Origin of the sequence: Nonomuraea sp. KM88 (genome assembly GCF_052245635.1) — a bacterium.
In the GTDB taxonomy this organism is placed as follows: domain Bacteria; phylum Actinomycetota; class Actinomycetes; order Streptosporangiales; family Streptosporangiaceae; genus Nonomuraea.
The window spans coordinates 120,886-141,160 of sequence record NZ_JBQQCC010000013.1 but is presented as its reverse complement, the minus strand read 5'-3'; the positions used below and the strand labels follow the sequence as shown (position 1 = coordinate 141,160).

The following is a 20,275-nucleotide window of genomic DNA, read 5'->3' as shown; positions in this document are numbered from 1 at the left end:
GACCGGGCGCAGGGGGCCCGGAGCCCTCTGCGCCCGGTCGCTAGAGCAGGCGGGAGGGGAACGACACGCCCTCGACCGTGACCTTCCCGCCGGAGCACGACACCTTCGGCGAGTCGGTGCCCGGCACGATCACCGTCAGGAGCGATCTGGCCGACGGCGAGACCACGACGTTCGTGCGCTTCTTCGACAGGTACGTCGGCGACACCCAGCCCAGCTTGCCGCCGCGCTCCACCTTCTGCCCGCCGACCCGGTCGCACGACGACAGCTGCAGCAGCGTGACCTTGAAGTCCCCGTCGCCCAGCACCACCTTGCCGCCGCCCTTCGAGACCAGCTTCAGCGACGGGTCGAAACGCCACACGTTCCTGACCTTCTTGCCGCCGGAGGCGGTGTCCAGCACCGCCATCAGGTCGTTGCCGTGGTTCACCAGCACCGACCTGGTGCGGCTCGCGCCGTACGCCTTGTCCGTCAGCCTGAACGCCTGCCGCCCCTTGCCGTAGGACGTCTTGGCGAGCTTGCTCGGCGTGCGGGGCCGGAACTTGCCGCCCGCCACCGTGGGCACGTTGTGCGCCTCGGGGGAGAGCGTCCAGTAGCGGTAGGCGCTCTTCTCGTACGAGTGGAAACCGCCGTCCACCAGGATGTCGCGCCCCTTCGCGTAGTACGTCACGCCGAGGTGGTCCTCGTGGCCGTGGTACTTCATGCCGGGCCCGAACCGGATCGAGTAGTACGCCGACTCCTTCTCGCCCCAGGCCGTGCGGCCGAACACGTACCCGGCGCGGTAGGTCCTGACCTCCTGCTTCGGCGTCCCCGTCTCCATCTTCGGCTCGGTGTCGGCGCTGCCGTCGCCGATGGGCACCATGTAGCCGTTGGGCATGGTCGCGTGGGCGATGAAGTCCTTCAGCGCCTCGGCCCGCCTGGTGATCTCACCGGGCACCTTCCGCTTGCACGCCTTCATGCCGGTCATCGCGACCTGGAGCCGGCCGTACACGTAGACCGCGTAGCGCGGGGCCTGCTCCATGAGCGCGCCCTGGTTGTCGACGTCGAGCTTCACGGTGCCGGTCAGCCGGCGGGAGGCCAGGTTCGCCCAGTCCTTACGGCCGTACCTGCAGCCGATGCCGAGGAGCGCGATGTCCTGGTCGATGCCGTGATTGTGGCCCTTCTTGTACAGCCGGGGGTCCGACAGGAGCTTGGCGTGGTCGGCCAGGCTGTCCTTCAGCCAGCCGGCGTTGACGTGCCGGCTGAGGCAGAGCAGCGGCTGCGTGCGCAGCGAGACCGGATGGTCCTTCCACACGTACGGCTTGGTGCCGCGCGCCCCTCGCCTGTTCTTCGCCACCCAGTCCTTGGTGATCTCGGTGGCACGATCCAGGTAGCGTTGCTCGCCGGTGTTCTCGTACTCGACGACCAGCGTGCCCATCCAGCGCAGCGACTGGAACACGTACTCCCACGAGCGGTTCTTGTACGGGCTGGCCGACCAGTCGATCTTTTTGCCGATCTTGTACGCCGGCAACCCGACCAGCGAGATCTCGCCTTTCATGACGTCGGTGACCGTGGGCGTGCCGGGCAGCCAGTCGCCTTGGCACTCCGCGGTGCGGGTCACCCCGTCGGCCTGGGAGCCGGCCTGAGCGGGGCCGGCCAACCCGCCGAGGGCGAGCGTGAGGGCAAGAGGTAACGCAAACCGGCGCACGCCAGGTCCTTCCGGGACAGAACAGTGAGGGCGGCACATGCTTTCGCTCTCGCGATCACCGGGTCAAGCCGAGTGTCCGATTCGTTAGCCGCTCGATGTGGCGCCGGTGCTCCGGCTGGCGGAGCCGGCGCGGGGAAGGAGATGCTGGAGCCGTGAGATTCGACGACCTGATGATCCCCGACACGCCCGCCTGCCGCGGAGCGCTCGAAGTGGCCACGCGCTACCACACGCCCTCGCTGCTCAACCACTCGATCCGGGCCTACCTGTTCGCCGCCGCCCACGGGCAGGCGCACTCCATCGCCTTCGACGCCGAGCTGCTGTACGTGGCGGCCATGCTGCACGACATCGGCCTGGTCGCCGGGTACGACAGCCACACGGTGCCGTACGAAGAGGCGGGCGGGCACGTGGCCTGGGCCTTCTGCGCCGGCGCCGGCTGGTCGCCGGAGCGCAGGGAACGCGCGGCCGAGGTGATCATCCGGCACATGTGGGCCGAGGTGCCGGTGGAGGACGACCCCGAGGGCCACCTGCTGGAGCTCTCGACCGGCATGGACATCTCGGGCCGGCGCACCGACGAGATCCCCGAGGAGGTGCGCGCCGAGGTGCTGGCGCGCCATCCGCGGCTGGAGATCGCCAAGGAGTTCGGTGCGTGCATCGCCGACCAGGGCGCGCGCAAGCCGTCGAGCTTCGCCGGCGGGCTCGTCCGCGACGGCATCCTCGACCGCATCGCGCGCAACCCGCTCGACGCCTGAGAGCGCTCAGCCCTTCGGGCCGGCGCTCTCCGCCACCTCGAACGACCACAGCTCCGAGCCGGTCGCCGCGGGGCCCTGGCCGTGGCCGTGGCCCTGACCCTGCCCCTGACCCTGCCCCTGACCCTGCGCTGCCTGTGCGTGGCCGCGCTGGAACGCCTGGCCCTGCTGCCAGTTCTGGAAGTCCTCCTCGCTGCGCCACCGGGTGTAGACGAGATAGCGCTCGGTGCCCTCCACCGGCCTGAGCAACTCGAACCACTCGAACCCGTCGGCCGACTCCACCATCCCGGCCCGCTTCGAGAACCGTTGTTCCAGCTCCGTACGCATGTCGGCGGGCACGGTCAGCACGTTGATCTTCACGACGGACACCACAGAACCCCTCTCGTCAGCGCACCACCCGGTGCGGCGAAGGTGAGGGCTCCAGGCTAACGCGGGCGATCGCCGGCACCTGATCCCGCTCCAGCGCGTCGCGCACATGCCGCAGCACCACCGTGGACAGGTGCCGGCTGAGCTCGTACAGCGGGGCCGACTCGTCGGCGACCACGCGCAGCCGTACGGACGGGCTGCCGCGCGCGTCCACGAGGTCGGCGCGGGCGCTCAGCACGGACGGGCCCGACACGACGTCGTCGGCCACCGCCTGCGCCATGCCGCCGGGCGCCACCTCGGTCACCCCCGTCGGCCCCGACTCGACGCGCAGCGGGCCGTGCGGCTCCCCGCGCGCCTGCGCGAGCAGCCACCACAGCGCCAGCAGCGCGACGGCGAGCGCCACGAGCGCGACGACCCACCAGATCCACGGGCTGGTACGCGCGAAGAACCCGCGCGCGCCGCCGTCGACGATCGGAGTGCCGGCCGTGCCGAACGCGCCCAGGCCGCGGGCCAGCGCGAGACCGCCCAGCACCGTCAGCACCAGCCCGACCAGCGCCAGCCCCCACCGGTTGACCCGGCCGATACTCCCGCTCATCTCGGCTCCTTGACGTTCACGACCACCCGGTACGGCTCCACGGGATCCAGCGCCGCGAGCCGGGTCAGCACGGCGTCGCGCACCTCCTCGCCGAAACGTTCCTTGTCCCACCCGGACGTGGCCGCCGTGACGACGACCGCGTGCCCGCGCATCCTGGCGCGCGCCGCGTGCACGCCGGGCACCTCCTCGGCCGCGTGGGCGAGGGCCTTGGCGACGGTCCTGGTCCGCAGGCCGATGACGAGACCGGGGTCGCCGCTGCGCGCGGGCACCATGCTGGGCCGCCCAGGCACCAGCGCGACGGCCAGCAGGACCAGCCCGAGCAGCGTCACCACGGCCGAGGAGAGCAGGACCAGCGGATCCGACCACGACGTCGCCGACGTCCACGAGAGCATCCCGTCGTAGGGCACCAGGCGCAGCGGCCGGCCGACGAGCCCCGAGATCGTCTCGGCGGCGACGAGCAGACCGAGGAGCGCCAGCAGGACGCTCACCACGATGGCGGGGATCCTGCGCCGCGGCCGGAACGCGCGCACCGCCGCCCTGTCAGCTGTCCTGTCACCTGTTCTGGCCCCCTTCGGCGGGCCGGCCCGGTGCGCGCCTCCCTCGTCGTCGGGAGGTACGGTGCACATCTCCTGAGTGGTCATCGCGGTTCACCGGCCAGATCGGTCACGATCACGTCGAGGCGGCTGACCTCCAGCCCGGTCTGGACGGCGACGCGGCGGCTCACGTGCTCCCGCAGCCGGGCGGCCACCCCGCGGAGCGGCGCCGGGTAGGCGACACTCACGTGCAGGCGGATGGTGGCCCGGCCGCCCCGCACCTCGGCGCTCGACGAACGCCGCCAGGGCGCGGCCTTCCCGCCCGGCGTACCTCCCCGTCGCGCCGCCGCACCGGCGTCCGGAGAGCGGCTCCACGGCGCGGTCCTGGAGTGCGCCTCGCGCACTTCGGGAACCTCCGCGGCCGCCAGGCACGCGATCTTGAGCACCACCTGGTCGGCGACCTCGGTGCGGCCCCGCGCCTCCGGCGGCGGTTGCGGAGGGCGGCGCTGCGCGGGCACCGTCACGGTGGCCGCGCTCTCCGCCGGCGTGACGTCGGTCATCTCCGCCTCGTGGACAGGCTCGACAGGTTCACCTCGCCGGTCTCGACGATCCGGCCGACGACGAAGCCGGCCGCGCCGAGCACGAGGACGAGCAGGAACGCGGTCAGCCCGCCGAACGCCGCCGTCAGGCCCAGAATGATGCCGACGGCCAGGCCGACCAGCGTCGGCCAGTGGGCGTTGTTCATGGTTCCTCCACGATGTCGTCGATACGCACGTTCACCCGGCGGCCGCCGGCCAGATCCGTCACGGCCCGCCGTACCTCGTCGGCGGTCTCCGGCAGCGGGCGGTCCATCCTGGCGACGACGGCGATCTCCACCTCGCGGTCGTTGACCGACACGCCCAGGAGCCGCTCGCCGGGCATGTACGTGGCCACCGTCCCGAACGGCCCCCCGGACAGCCTGATCACGCCGGAACACGCCCGCACCCGCTGAGCGATCACCCGCGCCTCACCGCCCCCGTCCCGATCGCCGTCATCGCCCCCTGCCGCCCCGGTACGGGCTGACCCGGCACCGGTCGATCCGGCACCGGTCGGCCCGGCTCCGGTCGGCCCGGCTCCGGTCGGCCCGGCACCGGTGGACCCGTGTTCGGCCGGCCCGGCAGCGGTTCGGTGACCGGGGCCGGTGGCGGCGACGGGCTTCCCCTGGCGGCGTCTCGGGCCGTCGTCGGGGCCGTCCTCCGGCGCGGTCATTGAACCCTGGGTTCCTGCTCCGCGTCCCGCTGCTCGCCGGTGTCCCGGTCCCTGGCCCGGTCCTGGCCGGGCAGGTGGACGTCGTCGACACGGATGTTGACCTCGGTCACCTCCAGCCCGCACATCCGCTCGATCGCCGCGATCACGTTGCGCCGCACGGCCGCGGCCAGGTCCGGGATCGCGGTGCCGTACTCGGCCACCAGATCCAGGTCCACCGCGGCCTGCCGCTCGCCGACCTCGACCGACACGCCCTGGGACACGCTGACGTCCCCGCCGACGATCCCCTTCATGCTGCCGAGGGCCCGCGCCGCGCCCGCGCCCATGGCGTGCACGCCGGACACCTCGCGCGCCGCGAGTCCGGCGATCTTGGCGACCACCCCGTCGTCGATGCTCGTGGTGCCCTTGTCCGTGACCAATGAGGTGGCCGAGCCGCCCTCATGAGCACGCGCTCGTGGTACGGCACCCGTTCCTGTGTTTGACACCGTGTCCATCTGTCGCCCTCCATGTGTCGCTATTAGAGGCAGCTAACCCACAGCACTCGACCGATACGTACCAAAACGGACTTTTGGCTTATTTGACGGTGAATCCTGGCCTGTGCCTGGTGGCGGACGGCCGGGATGGGCGGACTCCACCGGCGGCGGCGATAGCCTTGTCAGGTGCGTATAGCGAGGTTCTCCACAGGCGAAGGCGTGTCGTTCGGCGTGGTCGAAGGCGGTCCGGGCGAGGAGTTCGTCTCCATGGTCGCCGGCCATCCGTTCGGCCAGGTGCAGTTCACCGGAGAGCGGTTCCCGCTGTCCCAGGCGAAGCTGCTGGCCCCGATGCTGCCGAGCAAAGTGGTCGCCATCGGCAGAAACTACGCCGAGCACGCGGCTGAGCTGGGCAACCAGGTGCCCGATGAGCCGCTCATCTTCATGAAGCCGTCCACCTCCGTGATCGGCCACGGCGAGGACATCGCCTACCCGACGACGTTGTCCGACCGCGTCGACTACGAAGGCGAGCTGGCCGTGGTGATCGGCCGGCTCTGCCGCGAGGTGCCGGTCGAGCGGGTCAAGGACGTCATCTTCGGCTACACCTGCGCCAACGACGTCACCGCGCGCGACCTGCAGAAGAAGGACGTGCAGTTCACCAGGGCCAAGGGCTTCGACACGTTCTGCCCGCTCGGGCCGTGGATCCAGACCGACCTTGACGCGGCCGACCTCGCGCTGACGACCACGGTCAACGGCGAGATCCGGCAGAGCGGGCGCACCAGCCAGCTCATCCACGACATCCCGGCGCTGGTGGCCTACGTCAGCGCGGTCATGACGCTGATCCCCGGCGACGTCATCCTGACCGGCACCCCGGCCGGCGTCGGCCCGCTCGAGATCGGCGACGAGGTCAGCGTCGGCATCGAAGGCATCGGCACACTCACGAACAAGGTGGTCTCCCGTGACTGACGTACGGGTGCGGTTCGCCCCTTCCCCTACCGGCATGTTCCATGTGGGCAGCGCCCGCGCGGCGCTGTTCAACTGGGCGCTCGCCGAACGCTCCCAGGGGCGGTTCGTCCTGCGGATCGAGGACACCGACGCCTCCCGCAACCGGCCCGAGTGGACCGAGGGCATCATCGCGGCGCTCGACTGGATCGGCATCAACGGCACCAACCCGGTGTTCGAGGGCCCCTACTTCCAGTCGGCCAACCAGCCGCAGCACCGCGAGGCGGTGGCCAAGCTGCTGGCCGACGGCAAGGCCTACTACTGCGACTGCACCCGCGAGCAGGTGCAGGAGCGCACCGGCTCGCAAGACAAGGGCTATGACGGCCACTGCCGCGAGCGCGGGCTGTCCGCCGGCGCGGTCCGCTTCCGCACCCCCGACGAGGGCGTCACGGTGGTCGACGACCTGGTCAGGGGCAGGGTCGAGTTCCCCAACAAGGCCCAGGAAGACTTCGTGATCGCGCGCAGCGACGGTTCGCCCCTCTACGTGCTGGCCAACGCCGTCGACGACATCACGCAGTCCATCACCCACGTCGCCCGCGGCGAGGAGCACCTGCCCAACGCGGCCCGGCAGGAGCTGCTGTGGCCGGCTCTCGGCGCGACGCCGCCGGTCTGGGCGCACCTGCCGGTCATCGTCAACGAGCAGCGGAAGAAGCTCTCCAAGCGCCGCGACAAGGTGGCCCTGGAGGATTACCGCCAGGAGGGCTACCTCGCCGAGGCCATGGTCAACTACCTCATGCTGCTCGGCTGGGGCCCGGGTGACGACCGCGAGATCATGCCGTGGTCGGAGATGGTGCAGCTGTTCAGGCTGGAGGACGTCAACCCGTCCAACGCGTTCTTCGACGAGAAGAAGCTGCGGGCGTTCAACGGCGAATACATCCGGGCGCTGCCGCTGGAGGTCTTCGAGGAGCGCTGCGCGCCCTTCCTCGACCCGTCGTGGGACCGCGAGCTGTTCAGCAAGGTCGCCACGCTGGCGCAGACCCGCATCGCGGTGTTGTCGGAGATCCGGCAGAACGTCGACTTCCTCTTCCTCGAAGAGCCGGTCTTCGACCAGGCGTCCTGGGACAAGGCGATGAAGAACTCCCCGCTGGATATCCTCACCGGCTACCTCGACCGCCTCGACTCGGTGAGCTGGGACCCTGAGTCGCTGAAGCAGGCGCTGGAGGAGGTCGGCGCGGCCGTCGGGCTCAAGCTGGGCAAGGCCCAGGCTCCCGTGCGCGTGGCGATCACGGGCCGGACGGTGGGCCTGCCGCTGTTCGAGTCGATCGAGGTGCTCGGCCGCGCGCGCAGCCAGGAGCGCCTGCGCGCCGCGCTGGCGCGCCTGCGAGGCTGACGGCGGCCCCTGGCGGCCCTCTGGCGGCCCCGGCGGCCATCTCGGCGGCCGCACCCCGATGGCGCCGCCCTGCGGCTCATGGTGCGGAGCCGGCACGCGGGGCGCGCAGTGGGCCGCCGGGACGGTCAGGCCCACTGCGCGCCGCGGCTAGACGAGCCCGCGGCGGGCGAGCAGCGGCTGGATGCTCGGCTCGCGGCCGCGGAAGTTGCCGAACGCAGTCAGCGGGTCGATGCTCCCGCCCCTGGAGAGCAGCTCGCGGCGGAAGTGGTCGCCGTTCGCCCTGGTGAGCCCGCCGTTCTCCGTGAACCACTCGACGCTCTCCGCGTCGAGCACCTCGCTCCAGATGTAGGAGTAGTAGCCGGCGCTGTAGCCGCCGGCGAAGATGTGCGCGAAGTAGTTCGTACGGTAACGCGGCCTGATCACCGGCATGGCGACCTGCGCGGCATCCAGCGCGGCGGCCTCGAACGCCTCGGGGTCGTCGACCGTCTCACCCGGCGTCAGCTTGTGCCAGGCCCAGTCGAGCAGCGTGGCGGCCAGATATTCGACGGTCTTGAAGCCCTGGTTGAACGTCGACGCGGCCGTCAGCTTCGCCACCAGCTCCGCCGGCATGGGCTCGCCCGTCTCGTGATGCTTGGCGTAGTTGGCCAGGACCTCGGGCCAGGTCACCCACATCTCGTTGACCTGCGACGGATATTCCACGAAGTCGCGGGGCACCCTGGTGCCGGACACGCGCGGGTAGCGCACGTGGGAGAACAGCCCGTGCAGCGCGTGGCCGAACTCGTGGAAGGCCGTGTTGACCTCGTCGTACGTCAGCAGCGTCGGCCCCGAGGCGGGCTTGGTGATGTTGAGGTTGTTCATCACCACGGGCGGCTGCCCGAACAGGAACGACTGGTCGACCAGGTTGTTCATCCACGCGCCGCCGCGCTTTCCCGCCCTGGCGTAAGGGTCGAGCACGAACAACCCCAGCCGGCTCCCGTCCTCGTTGAACACCTCGAAGACGGTCACGTCAGGGTGGTAGCCGCTCAGGTCGGGCCGCTCGGTGAAGGTGACCCCGTAGAGGGTGCCGGCGGCGAAGAAGATGCCGTCGCGGTAGACCCGGTCGAGCTCGAAGTAGGGCCGCATCGCGGCGCCGTCGAAGTCGTAGCGGGCCTTGCGGACCTTCTCCGAGTAGTACGACCAGTCCCACGGTTCGATCGCGAACCCGGCCTGCTCGGCCAGCGCCTCCGCCTCCTTGTACGCGTTGCGCACCGCCGGGCCGACGAGCTGGCCGAGCATCTCCTCGACCGCCTCGACGGTCTTGGCGGTCTGGTCGGCCACCGTGTAGGCGGCGTGGTTGGGGAAGCCGAGCAGCGCCGCCCGTTCGGCGCGCAGCGCCGCCATCCTGGCCGCGAGGTCGAAGTTGCCCGGCGCCCGGCCCACGCTCAGCTCGTAGAGCCTGCGGCGCACGTCACGGTTGGTGAGCTGGGCGAGGCCTGGCTGGTTGGTGTAGTTGAGCAGCGGCAGGGCGTACGTGCCGTCGTCCCTGCGCAGCGACTCGATCTTGGCCTCGTCGAGGCCGTCGAGCTCCTTGCGGTCCGTCACCACCAACGCCGACTCGGTCGACGCCTTCAGCAGGCTCTGCGCGAACTCCGTGGAGAGCTTCGACAACTCCTCGTTGAGCTCGCGCAGCCGGCCCTGCTCGGTCTCCGACAGGTCGGCGCCCGCCCTGATGAAGTCGTCGCGGTATTTCTCCAGCAGCCAGGACTCCTCCGGGTCGTCCGTGGCCACCTGCTTGATGCGCGCCCACAACGCCCGGTTGAGCCGGATCGCGTCGCTGTGCCTGGTCAGCTGGGGGGAGATCTGCTTCTCGATCTCCATGATGCCGTCGGTGGAGTTGGAGGAGGCAATGCTGGAGAAGGCCGTGGCCGTGCGATCAAGGATCTGCCCCGATCGTTCGAGCGCGGCGATCGTGTTGTCGAAGGTCGGCGGCTCGGGGTTGTCGGCGATCGCATCGACCTCGGCCAGTTGCTCGGCCATGCCGCGCTCGAAAGCGGGAACGTAGTGCTCCTCGCGGATGTCCGCGAACGGCGGCAGCTGGTAGGGCAGATCACTAGGGGCGAAGAACGGATTCTCGGCCAACGCTCGGGCTCCTCCACGTGGTGTTTTGTCCCCTTCAGCTTGGCATGACCGGACCGGTGCCGCAGGCAGCGGAGGACGGGTTGGCCGTTCGTTTTGGTCTTAGCCCTCCGGCTGGGCTATTCTTTCGGACATCGCCGAAGCGCGCCCGAGAGGGTTCGCCCCGGTGGGGTATGGTGTAATTGGCAGCACGACTGATTCTGGTTCAGTTAGTCTAGGTTCGAGTCCTGGTACCCCAGCATTTGGTGGACGCCTCCCGGTGAGGCGTCCATTTTTCTATTTCGCCAGCCGGTGCAGAATTTCGCTGATCTGCTGATACGCCTTGGCGGTCGGCGCGTGCGAGGTGTTCACCGTGAAGACCTTGAACGTGTTCTTCGGCGTCGCGGCGTCCGCCTCCCTGATCATGCGGTCCTGCAGGGCGATGGGGATCACCCGGTCGCGCGAGTGCCTGATGTAGACCCGGGGCACCCGCCCCCACTTGTCCTTGTGCCCCCGGCTGTCGGCGTTCGGCACCTGCAGGGACTCGTCGGGCAGCAGAGAGTTCAGCATCGCGAGAAACTCGCCGTCGCCGGCCTCGGCCATGAACGCCGCCTTGACGCCGTCCAGGAACTTCTTGTCGTTCGAGCGCCAGTTGACGCGGATCGCCTTGATCACCCGGGGGTCGCCGATCACGCCCGGCACGATGTTGCCCGACAGGCTCGGCTTGCCCTCGGGCGTCTCCAGATAGTCGGCCGGCGACTTCAGGTTGGTGCAGCAGTAGGCCGTGTCGTAGACGAGCCGGTCGATCAGGTCGGGCACCTCGTCGGCCGCCTTCGTGATCGCCGCGCCGCCCAGGCTGCCGCCGACCAGGATCACCGGCCCGTACCGGGAGACCCTGCGCACGGTGTTCACCGTGGCCTCGACGTAGTCGTCCAGCGTCACGCCCGCTACCGGCGACGGCATCGTGGCCAGCTTGTTCAGGTCCTGCGGCGTCTGGTAGGCGCGGGTGAACTGCTCGGAGGGGCCGTGCCCGGGCAGGCTCACGCCCACGGAACGGTGGCCGCGCATCGTCAGCTCGGCGTCGGCCGCGGCCGTGCCGTTCGCGCCGGTCACGAAGACGAACGTGGTCACCTCCTTACGCTTGGGCGCGACCGTGGCGCCGGCCGTCGCGGTGGCGGCGCTCGCACCCGCGACCGCGGCGTACTGGATCATCTTTCGTCTGCTCGGATTGCTCATGAGGCGATGCTCCCTGAGCGTGCCGGGCCCGCACATCGCCCGCCGGGCTCGACGTGCGGCCGATGCCCGGCATCCACCGATCGGTCGATGTCGTGCCAGGCTTGACCCATGAGCCGGCTCGACGGGCGCGAGCGCTGGGTCTATCTGGCGCTCGCCTACGCACTGCTCGCGGTCTCCGCGATCGCGGCCGCCGTCATGGGCGGCGACGGCCCCGCCCCGGCGCGGTGGCCGGGCTGGCCCGTGCTCGTGCCGGCCGCCGCGGTGTGGCTGGCGCCGATCGCCTGGCTCCATGCGCACCGCGACACGCACCGCGCGCTCGTCGTGGGGCACTTCCTGGTGCTCATCGCCCTCGCGGGGGCGCTGGCCGCCGAGCACGCCGCCTTCACGGTGTTCGCCTCGGTCGGCTACCCGCTCGCCATCGGGATGTTGCCCGCCCGGCTGGTCATGCTGGGCGTGACGGTGACCGCCGTGGTCAGCCTGGCCGCACAGGCGAGCCCGGGCGCCCGTGCCTCGCTGCTCAGCGTGATCGCCGCCGTGGCCCTGCCGCTGGCCCTGGCGGGCTGGTACGTCTCCGCCGAGCACGACAAACGCCGCCGCCTGGTCGAGCGGCTGCGCGCCGCCATGGACGAGAACGCCGAGCTGAACGCCCGCCTGCTCGACCAGGCCAGGAGCGCCGGCGTGCTGGGCGAGCGGCACCGCATGGCCGGCGAGATCCACGACACGGTCGCCCAGGACCTCGTCGCGCTGATGGGCCAGATCCACGCCGCCGCCCGCGTCTGCGACGGCCCGGCCCGAGGCCACCTCGACCAGGCCGCCGAGCTGGCCCGCCGCAGCCTGTCCGAGGCCCGCAGGTCCGTACGCGCGCTGCGCCCAGAGTCGCTGGAGGACTCCCGGCTGCCCGAGGCCGTCGACCGCATGGCCCGATCCTGGTCCGAGTCGTCGGGCGTCGGCCTCGCCCTGGAGCTCACCGGCACCCCGGTCGCGCTTGCCGCCGACGTGGAGGCGGCGCTGTTCCGCATCGCCCAGGAGGCGCTGGCCAACGTCGCCAAGCACGCACGCGCCACCAGAACGGCCCTCACGCTCTCCTACACCGACGAATCCGTGCTTCTCGACGTCCGGGACGACGGAGCCGGCTTCGACCCGCAGACGCCCGCTGACGGGTTCGGGCTCGACGGCATGCGCCGGCGGGCACACGGCGTGGGCGGCACGCTGGCGATCGAGTCCGAGCCAGGACAGGGCACGGCCGTCGCGGTGTCCGTGCCCGCCATCCCGCCGGCCGGGCAGGGTGACGCACGTTGACGGCGGACGACCACCTCACGGAGGGAACACGATGCGGCTGAGGCTGCTGATAGCCGACGACCATCCGATCGTGCGCGACGGCCTGCGCGCGGCTCTCGGCGGCGAGCCCGACATGGAGGTCGTCGGAGAGGCGGCCGACGGGGCGCAGGCCGTGCGCCTGGCCGCCGAGCTCCGGCCGGACGTCGTCCTCATGGATCTGCGCATGCCCGGCATGGACGGCGTCACCGCCATCCGCGAGCTCTCCGGCACCGGGCCGCGGGTGCTGGTGCTCACCACGTTCGACACCGACGTCCTGCCCGCCCTCGAAGCCGGAGCCAGCGGCTACCTGCTGAAGGACGCTCCGCCCGACGAGCTGGCCCGAGCCGTCCGCGCCACCCACGAGGGAGAGACCGTGCTGGCGCCCTCCGTGGCCGGCCGTCTGGCCAGCGACCTGCGCAGGCCCACCCGGGGCCGGCTGAGCAAGCGCGAACTCGAGGTGCTGCGCCTGGTGGCCGGGGGAGCGACGAACAAGAAGGCGGCGGCCGAGCTGTTCATCAGCGAGGCCAGCGTCAAGACCCATCTGCTGCACGTCTACGCCAAGCTCGACGTCCGCGACCGCGCCTCCGCCGTCGCCGAGGCCTACCGCCGCGGACTGCTCAACGGCTGACGGATCAGCCGCCGTGATGGCCGCGCGGCATGGTGCCGGTCGAGGGAGCGACGAGAGACCAATGAGGCGCCAAGCCGGTGCGGTAGAGTCGCCCGATTTATGGAGGAATTTCGCATTCGCTCGGGCAGTTTGCCCCGCTTCGTCGCCCCGTTCGCCGCACTCCTCGTGCTCTTCTTCGTCGTCATCCTGCTGCTCGGCGCCATCTTCACCGGCAGCACCCTGCTGGGCATCGCCATCGGTGCCCTGGCCACCGGCGGCCTGCTCGCCGTCCTCGTCGCCAAACACCGCCGCATGAGCTCGGGCACCGTCGTCCGCTTCACCGCGGAAGGCGTCGAACTGACCGACTCGCTCGGTTTCCGCGTGCACCTCCGCTGGCCCGACATCACCCGGATCGACGTCGTCGACACCCAGCTCGCCAACCCCAGGAGAGTCGGCCGGCCGGGTGGGGTGCGGGTGCGCGCGCAGGCGCTGCGCTCTGTGGGGCTCATCGGCTGGGGCGAGCGCGCGGTCCCGCCCCGGATCCCCGGCTGGATGCGCGACCGGCTGTCCCGCGTCCCCGTTGACCCGGCGACGGGCCGTCCGGAGGTGACGATCCCGCTCGGCGAGTTCGACGCGCTGTGGCAGCGCGGCCGGATGGGCGACTGGGTTCGCCACTACAGGCCCGATCTGATGGGCCGCTAAGTGGTTTGGTTGTGGTCTCCGGGGTGCGGTAGAGTTACGCGCGTCGCCGGGGAAGCCCGGCACATCAGCTTGTGGACAGGGTCCCGTCGTCTAGTGGCCCAGGACGCCGCCCTCTCAAGGCGGTAGCGCCGGTTCGAATCCGGTCGGGACTACCACTGTCACAAGCCAGCGAAGGTCCCGTCGTCTAGTGGCCCAGGACGCCGCCCTCTCAAGGCGGTAGCGCCGGTTCGAATCCGGTCGGGACTACGTCTGCATCACCGCTCCGGCGCGATTCCGCTCCGGAGTTTTTCTTTTCCGCCAAGGTTTCCGCTACCGGGGTTCTTCCCATCCAGAACCGCATGGCGCCGCCCTCGGGCAGGTCGCGGGTGAGGCCGAGGCCGGCCCACCTTCTGTCCCGCACGGTTACCGCTGCCCGGGGTTCTTCGCCGGTCGCCGGCTCTCGCGCGATCGGCCCACAGCGCGCACGTCACGGCGCCCGGCCCCGCGAGCCGCAGGCGCGTTCCCCTGGACGGGCGCCGGCCCGTGCGGCGGGTGGGGGCGGCCGCCGTCAGCGTAAAGGGTGGGAGGAGCCCGGCCACGCACGGCGCCGCAGCCTGATCATCCGGCGGCACCCCCAACGGAGCACCACGCGCGGTGCCGCCGGAAACGATGGTCCACCCGCGTGTGCCGGCGACCGGGAAGGCCCGCGCCGCAGAGCGCGAAACGCGCCGCGGACGGCGAGGGCCCGGGCGGTCAGATCACAGGGAGCGGGCCTTGAAGAGGGCGCGCCGGGCGGCCTTGGCCACCTGCTTGTCCGGATGCACCTGCGAGATCAGATCCAGCAGCTCCTCCACGTGCGCGTGCGGGATCTTCCAGATCACCTCCAGCAGGTTGCCGACCATGTCGGGGCCGATGTCCTGCAGGCTGCTCACGAACTCCGACCGGCCCAGCCCGGCCGAGATGGTCCACATGTCGAGGATCAGCCAGTGCGTGTCGTCCTGCGTCGGCTCAGGCGCCCCTTCGACCTCCAGCTGGCTGAGGTGGGTGGCGGCGTAAGGGCGCAGCGTGGGCTGCTTGAGCGCCTCCCGCCAGGCTGGGATGGCGGCCTCGCCCAGGGTGCCGACCACGCTGGCCGCCTGCACCCTGATCAGCGCGTCGCTCTCGTCCTCGCCCGCGGCCTCCAGCAGCTCCTCGGCGGCCTTTCCCGGCTCGCGCAGCCGCATCCAGGCGGCGAACTCGGTGTCGGCCTCGTCCTCGGGCAGCTCGGCGCTGAGCGCCAGCAGCTCGTGGGCGCTCATGGACTCGATCGCCGGTCTGGCGTCGACCTCGATGTCGGCGTCGTCGACCAGGTGGACGACCCCCTCGGTGCCGAGCGGCGTGAGCCTGAGGGTCTTGCCGTCGACTTCCACCATGCCGTAGCCGATCAGCCAGTCGATCGGGGGCGCGAGCGGGTCGACCGCCGCCTCCCACGCGTCCGATCCGAGCTCGTCGAGGTCGGCGGCGGCCTCCGCCAGCTCCTGGCTCAGCTCGTCGAGGTCACGTGAGCCGCCGGCCAGCAGGAGCCTGACCAGCAGGCCGCGGGTCAGGCCCGCCAGCGCCATCGTGAGATCGTCGTCGTCGAGCTCGGGGTCGCCGTAGTCGACCGAGTGCAGCCCGAGCATCCAGGCGTCGAGCACGTCCTCGTCGTCGTCGAACGGCCACTCCGACGTGTCGTCCTGGACCGCCACCGTGTTGGCGTCGCCCGGCTCGAGGAACTCCAGATCGACGGCCAGGTTCCAGATGTTCCACAGGTAGGGGACGGCCTCGGCGACCGGGCCTTCGGTCTCCGGCCTGGGCAACCCGACGGCCGCCAGCGCCTCCTCCACCTCGGCGTCGCTGAGCAGGGTCTCCTCGCCCACACGCCGGCCCGAGCCCACCCACACGGCCAGGTCGCGGGCCTTGGCGATGAGCGGCGCCTCGCGGGCGGCCGCGGCCAGCTCGGTGTCGGGCCGCAGCCTGATCGTGTCGAGCTCGGCCAGCTCGTCGGCGAACATCTCGAAGTCGCCGAGGTCGCCGGTCTCCTCGTCCTCCTCGCCCTCGCCGTCGTCGATCAGCTCCTCCATCAGGTCGACGAACTCGTCTTCGACGTCGTCGAGCTCGGCCTGCAGATCGGCGAGGGAGTCGGAGCCCTTGGCGAGCCTGCCGGTCTGAGAGAGGAACGTGAGGTACGCGTCCACGGCCGGGAGCATCCCGTCGGCGGCGGCGTCGGGATCCTCCACGACCTTGGGCATGCGGTCGAGCAGCAGGTTGCGCAGGTCGGCACGCTTCCACGTGCCGAGGTCCTGCGAGAAGGCGAGACGGTGCCAGAGTGCGGCAGGCCCCACGAGCTCGGGGTCGCTTCCGGGCGCGTTCGCACGCGCCCACATGATGAACTCTTCGAGCAGGGGTCGCAGCTCAGCGGCGGCTACCTCGATGCGATCTGTCACGCACTCAGGCTAGTGCGCCCGCGAGGCTGTCGGCCCCAGAAATACCTGGTTTCGCCGATCATGACAGCCGATCATGACGTGCGGCGCATCGCCTCGGTAATGCGTTCGGCCGCCGCCATGACGGGCACCGCGTGCAACCGCCCGGGGGCTCGCGTGAGCCGTTCGATGGGCCCGGAGACCGACACGGCCGCGATCACCTTGCCTCCACTGCCCCTTATGGGGGCGGACACGCTGGCGACCCCCTGCTCCCGCTCGCCGACGCTGTGGGCCCAGCCCCTGCGACGGACGGACGCGAGCGTGGCGGCGGTAAACTTGGCGCCGCGCAGCCCGCGGTGCAGCCGGTCGGGCTCCTCCCAGGCGAGCAGGATCTGCGCTGCCGAGCCCGCCGTCATGGGCAGCGCCGAGCCCACGGGAACCGTGTCGCGCAGGCCGCTGGCCCGCTCCGCCGCCGCGACGCAGACGCGTTCGTCGCCCTGGCGGCGATAGAGTTGCGCGCTTTCCCCTGTCAGGTCCCTGAGCTGCATCAGCACGGGGGAGGCCACCGCCAGCAGCCGGTCCTCGCCGGCCGCGGTGGACAACTCGGAGAGCCGCGGGCCCAGCACGAAACGGCCCTGCGTGTCGCGGGTCACGATGCGGTGGTGCTCAAGTGCGACGGCCAGCCGATGGGCCGTGGGACGGGCCAGACCGGTGGCCTGGACGAGCTGCGCCAGTGAAGCGGGTCCCGCTTCGAGGGCATTGAGTACAAGAACTGCCTTGTCGAGTACTCCGACTCCGCTAGAGTTGTCCATAGGACGATACTGCCGTCTCGACATATGAGAAGGCAAGTCACAAAGGTTCTCCCGCGAGGGAGCACCGGTCTCTGGACTGAGGAGCGCAGGGAGCGGGGCGACCCCAGCGACAAGGGAAGAGACCGGATCCGAGCGACTGAGCCGCGATGCGTCGCATCGCTCTATGCAGGAGGAGATCACATGGGCCGCACACTGGCCGAGAAGGTCTGGGAGCAGCACGTCGTCAGGCGCGCCGACGGCGAGCCCGACCTGCTCTACATCGACCTGCACCTCATCCATGAGGTGACCAGCCCGCAGGCGTTCGACGGGCTCCGTCTCGCCGGCCGGAAGGTGCGGCGTCCCGATCTCACGATCGCCACCGAAGACCACAACGTGCCGACCGTGCTCGGCCCGATCGCCGACCCGGTGTCCAAGAAGCAGGTCGAGACGCTGCGCAAGAACGCCGCCGAGTTCGGCATCAGGCTCCACCCGATGGGCGACGCCGGGCAGGGCGTGGTGCACATCATCGGGCCGCAGTTCGGCCTGACGCAGCCGGGCATGACGATCGTCTGCGGCGACTCCCACACCTCGACGCACGGCGCGTTCGGCGGCATCGCGTTCGGCATCGGCACCTCCGAGGTCGAGCACGTGCTGGCCACCCAGACGCTGCCCGCCTACCGGCCGAAGACGATGGCCATCGAGGTCTCGGGCGAGTTGCCTCCCGGCGTCACGGCCAAGGACCTGATCCTGGCGATCATCTCCAGGATCGGCACCGGTGGCGGCCAGGGCTACATCGTCGAATACCGCGGCGAGGCGGTGCGCAAGCTCTCCATGGAGGGCCGCATGACGGTGTGCAACATGTCGATCGAGGCAGGCGCCCGCGCCGGCATGATCGCGCCGGACGAGACCACGTTCGCCTACCTCAAGGGCCGCCCGCACGCGCCGCAGGGCGAGGCGTGGGACCAGGCCGTCGAATACTGGAAGTCGCTGCGCACCGACGACGACGCCGTGTTCGACAAGGTCGTGGAGATCGACGCCTCGACGCTGACCCCCTACGTCACGTGGGGCACCAACCCTGGCCAGGGCCTGCCGCTCGCCGAGTCCGTGCCGAGCCCCGACTCCTTCGCCGACCCGGTCGCCCGCTCGGCGGCCGAGCGGGCGCTCGACTACATGGGCCTCAGCGCGGGCACCCCGCTGCGCGCGATCGAGGTCGACACGGTGTTCGTCGGCTCGTGCACCAACGGCCGCATCGAGGACCTGCGCTCGGCCGCCGAGGTCCTGCGCGGCCGCCAGGTGAAGACCCGCACGCTGATCGTCCCCGGCTCGATGCAGGTCAAGCTGCAGGCCGAGCAGGAGGGCCTGCACGAGGTGTTCAAGGCCGCGGGCGCCGAGTGGCGCGAGGCCGGCTGCTCGATGTGCCTGGGCATGAACCCCGACACGCTCAAGCCGGGCGAGCGCAGCGCCTCGACCTCCAACCGCAACTTCGAGGGCCGCCAGGGCAAGGGGGGCCGCACCCACCTGGTGTCGCCTCAGGTCGCCGCCGCCACCGCCGTGACCGGCCGCCTCACCGCTCCCGCCGACCTCTGACGCGGCCTCGGTGAGCCGGAGCCGGCCTCCGGCCCTTCTCGCGTAGACCTTCAGACCTGTAGACCCGTAAGGAAAATCGATGGAAGCCTTCACCACCCACACCGGCACGGCGGTGCCGCTGCGCCGCAGCAACGTCGACACCGACCAGATCATCCCGGCCGTCTGGCTCAAGCAGGTCAGCCGCACCGGCTTCGAGAAGGGCCTGTTCGCGGCCTGGCGTGAGGACCCCGAGTTCGTCCTCAACGACGCCGCCCACGAGGGCGCCTCGATCCTGGTCTCCGGCCCCGACTTCGGCACCGGCTCCTCGCGCGAACACGCCGTCTGGGCGCTCCAGCAGTACGGGTTCCGCGTCGTGATCGCCGCCAGGTTCGGCGACATCTTCCGCAACAACTCCACCAAGATGGGCCTGCTGCCGGTCGTCCTGCCCGGCGACAAGGTGGCGGACCTGCAGTCGGCGGTCGAGGCCGACCCGAAGCTCGAGATCACCGTCGACCTGCGGGAACGCCAGGTCCGCTGGGCGGACGAGGTCATCGCTTTCGAGATCGACGACTACACCCGCTGGCGGCTCATGGAGGGCCTCGACGACATCGGGCTGACCCTGCGTCACGCCGGCGACGTGGCGGCATACGAGAATGGTCGGCAGCCATGGCTGCCGACGACCGTCTAGAAGACGACGAGCTGGCGCGGCGGTTGCGCGAGGCGCACCGCCGCGTCCGCATGCTCCCCGCCGCCGACAAGGAACGGATAGCGCGCCGCTATCTGTCGATTTGTGACCTTGCGAAGCACGATCGGAAAAGGGCTGCGCTGCGCCTCGACGCGTTTCTGGCCTCGCTTGACGAGCTTCCCGACACGCCACGAAGTGCGGAAAACGCGCCCGGTGATTGAGTTCCCCTGCGATCCCGCCTACTTTCGAGCCCGTAAGGGGTTTCTCCGTCAAACACGTAAACTGGAGCCCCGAGCCGTAACTGGGGGAGCAGGACTTTCATGAACAAGCGTGAACTCGTCGAGGCCATCGCGGATCGGGTGGGCGACAGGAAGACGGCCACCGAGGCCGTGAACGCGGTCGTCGACGCCATCCAGAAGGCCGTGGCCAGCGGCGACAAGGTCTCGATCACGGGCTTCGGCGCGTTCGAGATGGTGAACAAGCCCGCCCGCACGGCGCGCAATCCGTCGACCGGTGCGGAAATCAACGTCGCGGAGAGCTGGGCGCCGAAGTTCCGTCCCGGCTCCGATTTCAAAGAGCTGGTGAACGAAGGCGGCAAGAAAATCGGCAAGAAAAAGTAAACTCAGCGGACCACGCCCGGGCCGTCCGGCCCGGGCGTCCGCATTTAAGCACCGGGCACCGGGAAAGTGGAGAGCGTGATGTAAGTGATCTCGCCTCCGGACATCGCGAGATTGACCCGCTGCCCCGAGCGCAGCAGCCGCAGCGGCCCCGCGTCGAAGGCGGGCGTGCCGAACTCCAGCACCGTCCCGTCGTCGAGGAACACCGTGCCAGAGCGGGTGGCCTCGTCGTAACTCCGCACCGTCGCCTGCACGAGGACCAGCCTAAGGCG

At 70.6% G+C, this 20,275-nt stretch carries 23 protein-coding genes and 3 tRNA genes; 13 read left to right on the top strand and 13 right to left on the bottom strand.

Translation table 11 applies throughout. The annotated features are described in order from the left end of the window. Positions 1-40: 40 nt before the first annotated feature. On the bottom strand, positions 41-1,681 hold the full coding sequence (locus tag ACTWPV_RS33310; RefSeq protein ID WP_443154799.1) for a heparinase II/III family protein: 1,641 nt from the start codon (positions 1,679-1,681) through the stop codon (positions 41-43). Positions 1,682-1,833: 152 nt separating this feature from the next. Between ACTWPV_RS33310 and ACTWPV_RS33305 the strand changes: the two genes are divergently transcribed. Next, a complete protein-coding gene (locus tag ACTWPV_RS33305) occupies positions 1,834-2,430 on the top strand; it encodes an HD domain-containing protein (RefSeq protein WP_443154798.1) in 597 nt (198 codons plus the stop codon). A 6-nt stretch (positions 2,431-2,436) separates the two neighbouring features. Here ACTWPV_RS33305 and ACTWPV_RS33300 read toward each other — a convergent pair whose 3' ends face one another. From ACTWPV_RS33300 to ACTWPV_RS33270, 7 genes are all read right to left on the bottom strand, one after another. Next, the gene (locus ACTWPV_RS33300) at positions 2,437-2,796 is read right to left on the bottom strand and encodes an antibiotic biosynthesis monooxygenase family protein (protein ID WP_443154797.1); all 360 of its coding nucleotides are present in this window, start codon (positions 2,794-2,796) and stop codon (positions 2,437-2,439) included. A gap of 16 nt (positions 2,797-2,812) precedes the next feature. After that, positions 2,813-3,388 carry a hypothetical protein gene (locus tag ACTWPV_RS33295; protein WP_443154796.1) on the bottom strand — a complete coding sequence of 192 codons (576 nt, stop codon included), beginning with the start codon at positions 3,386-3,388 and terminating at the stop codon, positions 2,813-2,815. Continuing rightward, entirely contained in the window at positions 3,385-4,029 is a 645-nt protein-coding gene (locus tag ACTWPV_RS33290) for a DUF6286 domain-containing protein (protein ID WP_443154795.1), read from the bottom strand. Before ACTWPV_RS33290 ends, ACTWPV_RS33295 begins: the two co-directional genes overlap by 4 nt. Next, a complete protein-coding gene (locus ACTWPV_RS33285; RefSeq protein ID WP_443154794.1) occupies positions 4,026-4,481 on the bottom strand; it encodes an Asp23/Gls24 family envelope stress response protein in 456 nt (151 codons plus the stop codon). Before ACTWPV_RS33285 ends, ACTWPV_RS33290 begins: the two co-directional genes overlap by 4 nt. Next, on the bottom strand, positions 4,478-4,666 hold the full coding sequence (locus ACTWPV_RS33280; protein ID WP_347645334.1) for a DUF2273 domain-containing protein: 189 nt from the start codon (positions 4,664-4,666) through the stop codon (positions 4,478-4,480). The genes ACTWPV_RS33285 and ACTWPV_RS33280 overlap by 4 nt, the downstream gene beginning before the upstream one ends. Beyond that, positions 4,663-4,920 carry a hypothetical protein gene (locus ACTWPV_RS33275; RefSeq protein WP_347645332.1) on the bottom strand — a complete coding sequence of 86 codons (258 nt, stop codon included), beginning with the start codon at positions 4,918-4,920 and terminating at the stop codon, positions 4,663-4,665. Before ACTWPV_RS33275 ends, ACTWPV_RS33280 begins: the two co-directional genes overlap by 4 nt. A 245-nt stretch (positions 4,921-5,165) precedes the next feature. Then, positions 5,166-5,660, bottom strand: coding sequence for an Asp23/Gls24 family envelope stress response protein (locus ACTWPV_RS33270; RefSeq protein ID WP_443154793.1), 495 nt, complete (start codon positions 5,658-5,660; stop codon positions 5,166-5,168). Positions 5,661-5,825: 165 nt separating this feature from the next. Here ACTWPV_RS33270 and ACTWPV_RS33265 point away from each other — a divergent pair, with 165 nt between their 5' ends. After that, positions 5,826-6,602, top strand: a complete 777-nt coding sequence (locus tag ACTWPV_RS33265) for a fumarylacetoacetate hydrolase family protein (RefSeq protein ID WP_443154792.1) — start codon at positions 5,826-5,828, stop codon at positions 6,600-6,602. After that, on the top strand, positions 6,595-7,968 hold the full coding sequence (gltX, locus tag ACTWPV_RS33260; RefSeq protein ID WP_443154791.1) for a glutamate--tRNA ligase: 1,374 nt from the start codon (positions 6,595-6,597) through the stop codon (positions 7,966-7,968). The genes ACTWPV_RS33265 and gltX overlap by 8 nt, the downstream gene beginning before the upstream one ends. Before the next feature lie 147 nt (positions 7,969-8,115). Here the strand turns inward: gltX and ACTWPV_RS33255 are convergent, their stop codons facing one another. Beyond that, positions 8,116-10,086, bottom strand: coding sequence for a M3 family metallopeptidase (locus tag ACTWPV_RS33255; RefSeq protein WP_443154790.1), 1,971 nt, complete (start codon positions 10,084-10,086; stop codon positions 8,116-8,118). Positions 10,087-10,250: 164 nt separating this feature from the next. Between ACTWPV_RS33255 and ACTWPV_RS33250 the strand changes: the two genes are divergently transcribed. Further along, a tRNA-Gln gene (locus tag ACTWPV_RS33250) sits at positions 10,251-10,322 on the top strand. A 37-nt stretch (positions 10,323-10,359) separates the two neighbouring features. Here the strand turns inward: ACTWPV_RS33250 and ACTWPV_RS33245 are convergent. Beyond that, positions 10,360-11,298: an alpha/beta fold hydrolase gene (locus ACTWPV_RS33245; protein ID WP_443154789.1), complete on the bottom strand. Its 939-nt coding sequence runs from the start codon at positions 11,296-11,298 to the stop codon at positions 10,360-10,362. A 108-nt stretch (positions 11,299-11,406) separates the two neighbouring features. Between ACTWPV_RS33245 and ACTWPV_RS33240 the strand changes: the two genes are divergently transcribed. From ACTWPV_RS33240 to ACTWPV_RS33220, 5 genes are all read left to right on the top strand, one after another. Continuing rightward, positions 11,407-12,597 (top strand): sensor histidine kinase, encoded by a 1,191-nt coding sequence (locus ACTWPV_RS33240; protein ID WP_443154788.1) that lies wholly within the window; start codon positions 11,407-11,409, stop codon positions 12,595-12,597. A gap of 31 nt (positions 12,598-12,628) precedes the next feature. After that, a complete protein-coding gene (locus tag ACTWPV_RS33235; RefSeq protein ID WP_347645319.1) occupies positions 12,629-13,243 on the top strand; it encodes a response regulator transcription factor in 615 nt (204 codons plus the stop codon). A 99-nt stretch (positions 13,244-13,342) separates the two neighbouring features. Next, complete coding sequence (locus ACTWPV_RS33230) at positions 13,343-13,924, top strand: hypothetical protein (RefSeq protein ID WP_443154787.1); 582 nt, start codon at positions 13,343-13,345, stop codon at positions 13,922-13,924. A gap of 79 nt (positions 13,925-14,003) precedes the next feature. Further along, a tRNA-Glu gene (locus ACTWPV_RS33225) sits at positions 14,004-14,079 on the top strand. 18 nt (positions 14,080-14,097) lie between these two features. Then, positions 14,098-14,170 (top strand) — tRNA-Glu (locus ACTWPV_RS33220). Between the two features lie 491 nt (positions 14,171-14,661). Here the strand turns inward: ACTWPV_RS33220 and ACTWPV_RS33215 are convergent. Next, entirely contained in the window at positions 14,662-16,368 is a 1,707-nt protein-coding gene (locus ACTWPV_RS33215) for a hypothetical protein (RefSeq protein WP_443154786.1), read from the bottom strand. A 71-nt stretch (positions 16,369-16,439) separates the two neighbouring features. Continuing rightward, on the bottom strand, positions 16,440-17,156 hold the full coding sequence (locus ACTWPV_RS33210) for an IclR family transcriptional regulator (RefSeq protein WP_347645314.1): 717 nt from the start codon (positions 17,154-17,156) through the stop codon (positions 16,440-16,442). Between the two features lie 180 nt (positions 17,157-17,336). On the opposite strand from ACTWPV_RS33210, the gene leuC reads away from it, so the two are divergent. The 4 genes from leuC (at position 17,337) to ACTWPV_RS33190 (ending at position 20,006) form a co-directional block, all read left to right on the top strand. Further along, positions 17,337-18,722 (top strand): 3-isopropylmalate dehydratase large subunit, encoded by a 1,386-nt coding sequence (gene leuC / locus ACTWPV_RS33205; protein WP_347645313.1) that lies wholly within the window; start codon positions 17,337-17,339, stop codon positions 18,720-18,722. A 79-nt stretch (positions 18,723-18,801) separates the two neighbouring features. Then, a complete protein-coding gene (leuD, locus tag ACTWPV_RS33200) occupies positions 18,802-19,389 on the top strand; it encodes a 3-isopropylmalate dehydratase small subunit (protein WP_347645312.1) in 588 nt (195 codons plus the stop codon). Continuing rightward, positions 19,368-19,607, top strand: coding sequence for a hypothetical protein (locus ACTWPV_RS33195; protein ID WP_347645311.1), 240 nt, complete (start codon positions 19,368-19,370; stop codon positions 19,605-19,607). Before leuD ends, ACTWPV_RS33195 begins: the two co-directional genes overlap by 22 nt. Before the next feature lie 99 nt (positions 19,608-19,706). Continuing rightward, a complete protein-coding gene (locus ACTWPV_RS33190; protein WP_132334500.1) occupies positions 19,707-20,006 on the top strand; it encodes an HU family DNA-binding protein in 300 nt (99 codons plus the stop codon). 44 nt (positions 20,007-20,050) lie between these two features. On the opposite strand, the gene ACTWPV_RS33185 is transcribed toward ACTWPV_RS33190, so the two are convergent. Then, a complete protein-coding gene (locus ACTWPV_RS33185; RefSeq protein ID WP_347645309.1) occupies positions 20,051-20,257 on the bottom strand; it encodes a hypothetical protein in 207 nt (68 codons plus the stop codon). Positions 20,258-20,275: the final 18 nt, after the last annotated feature.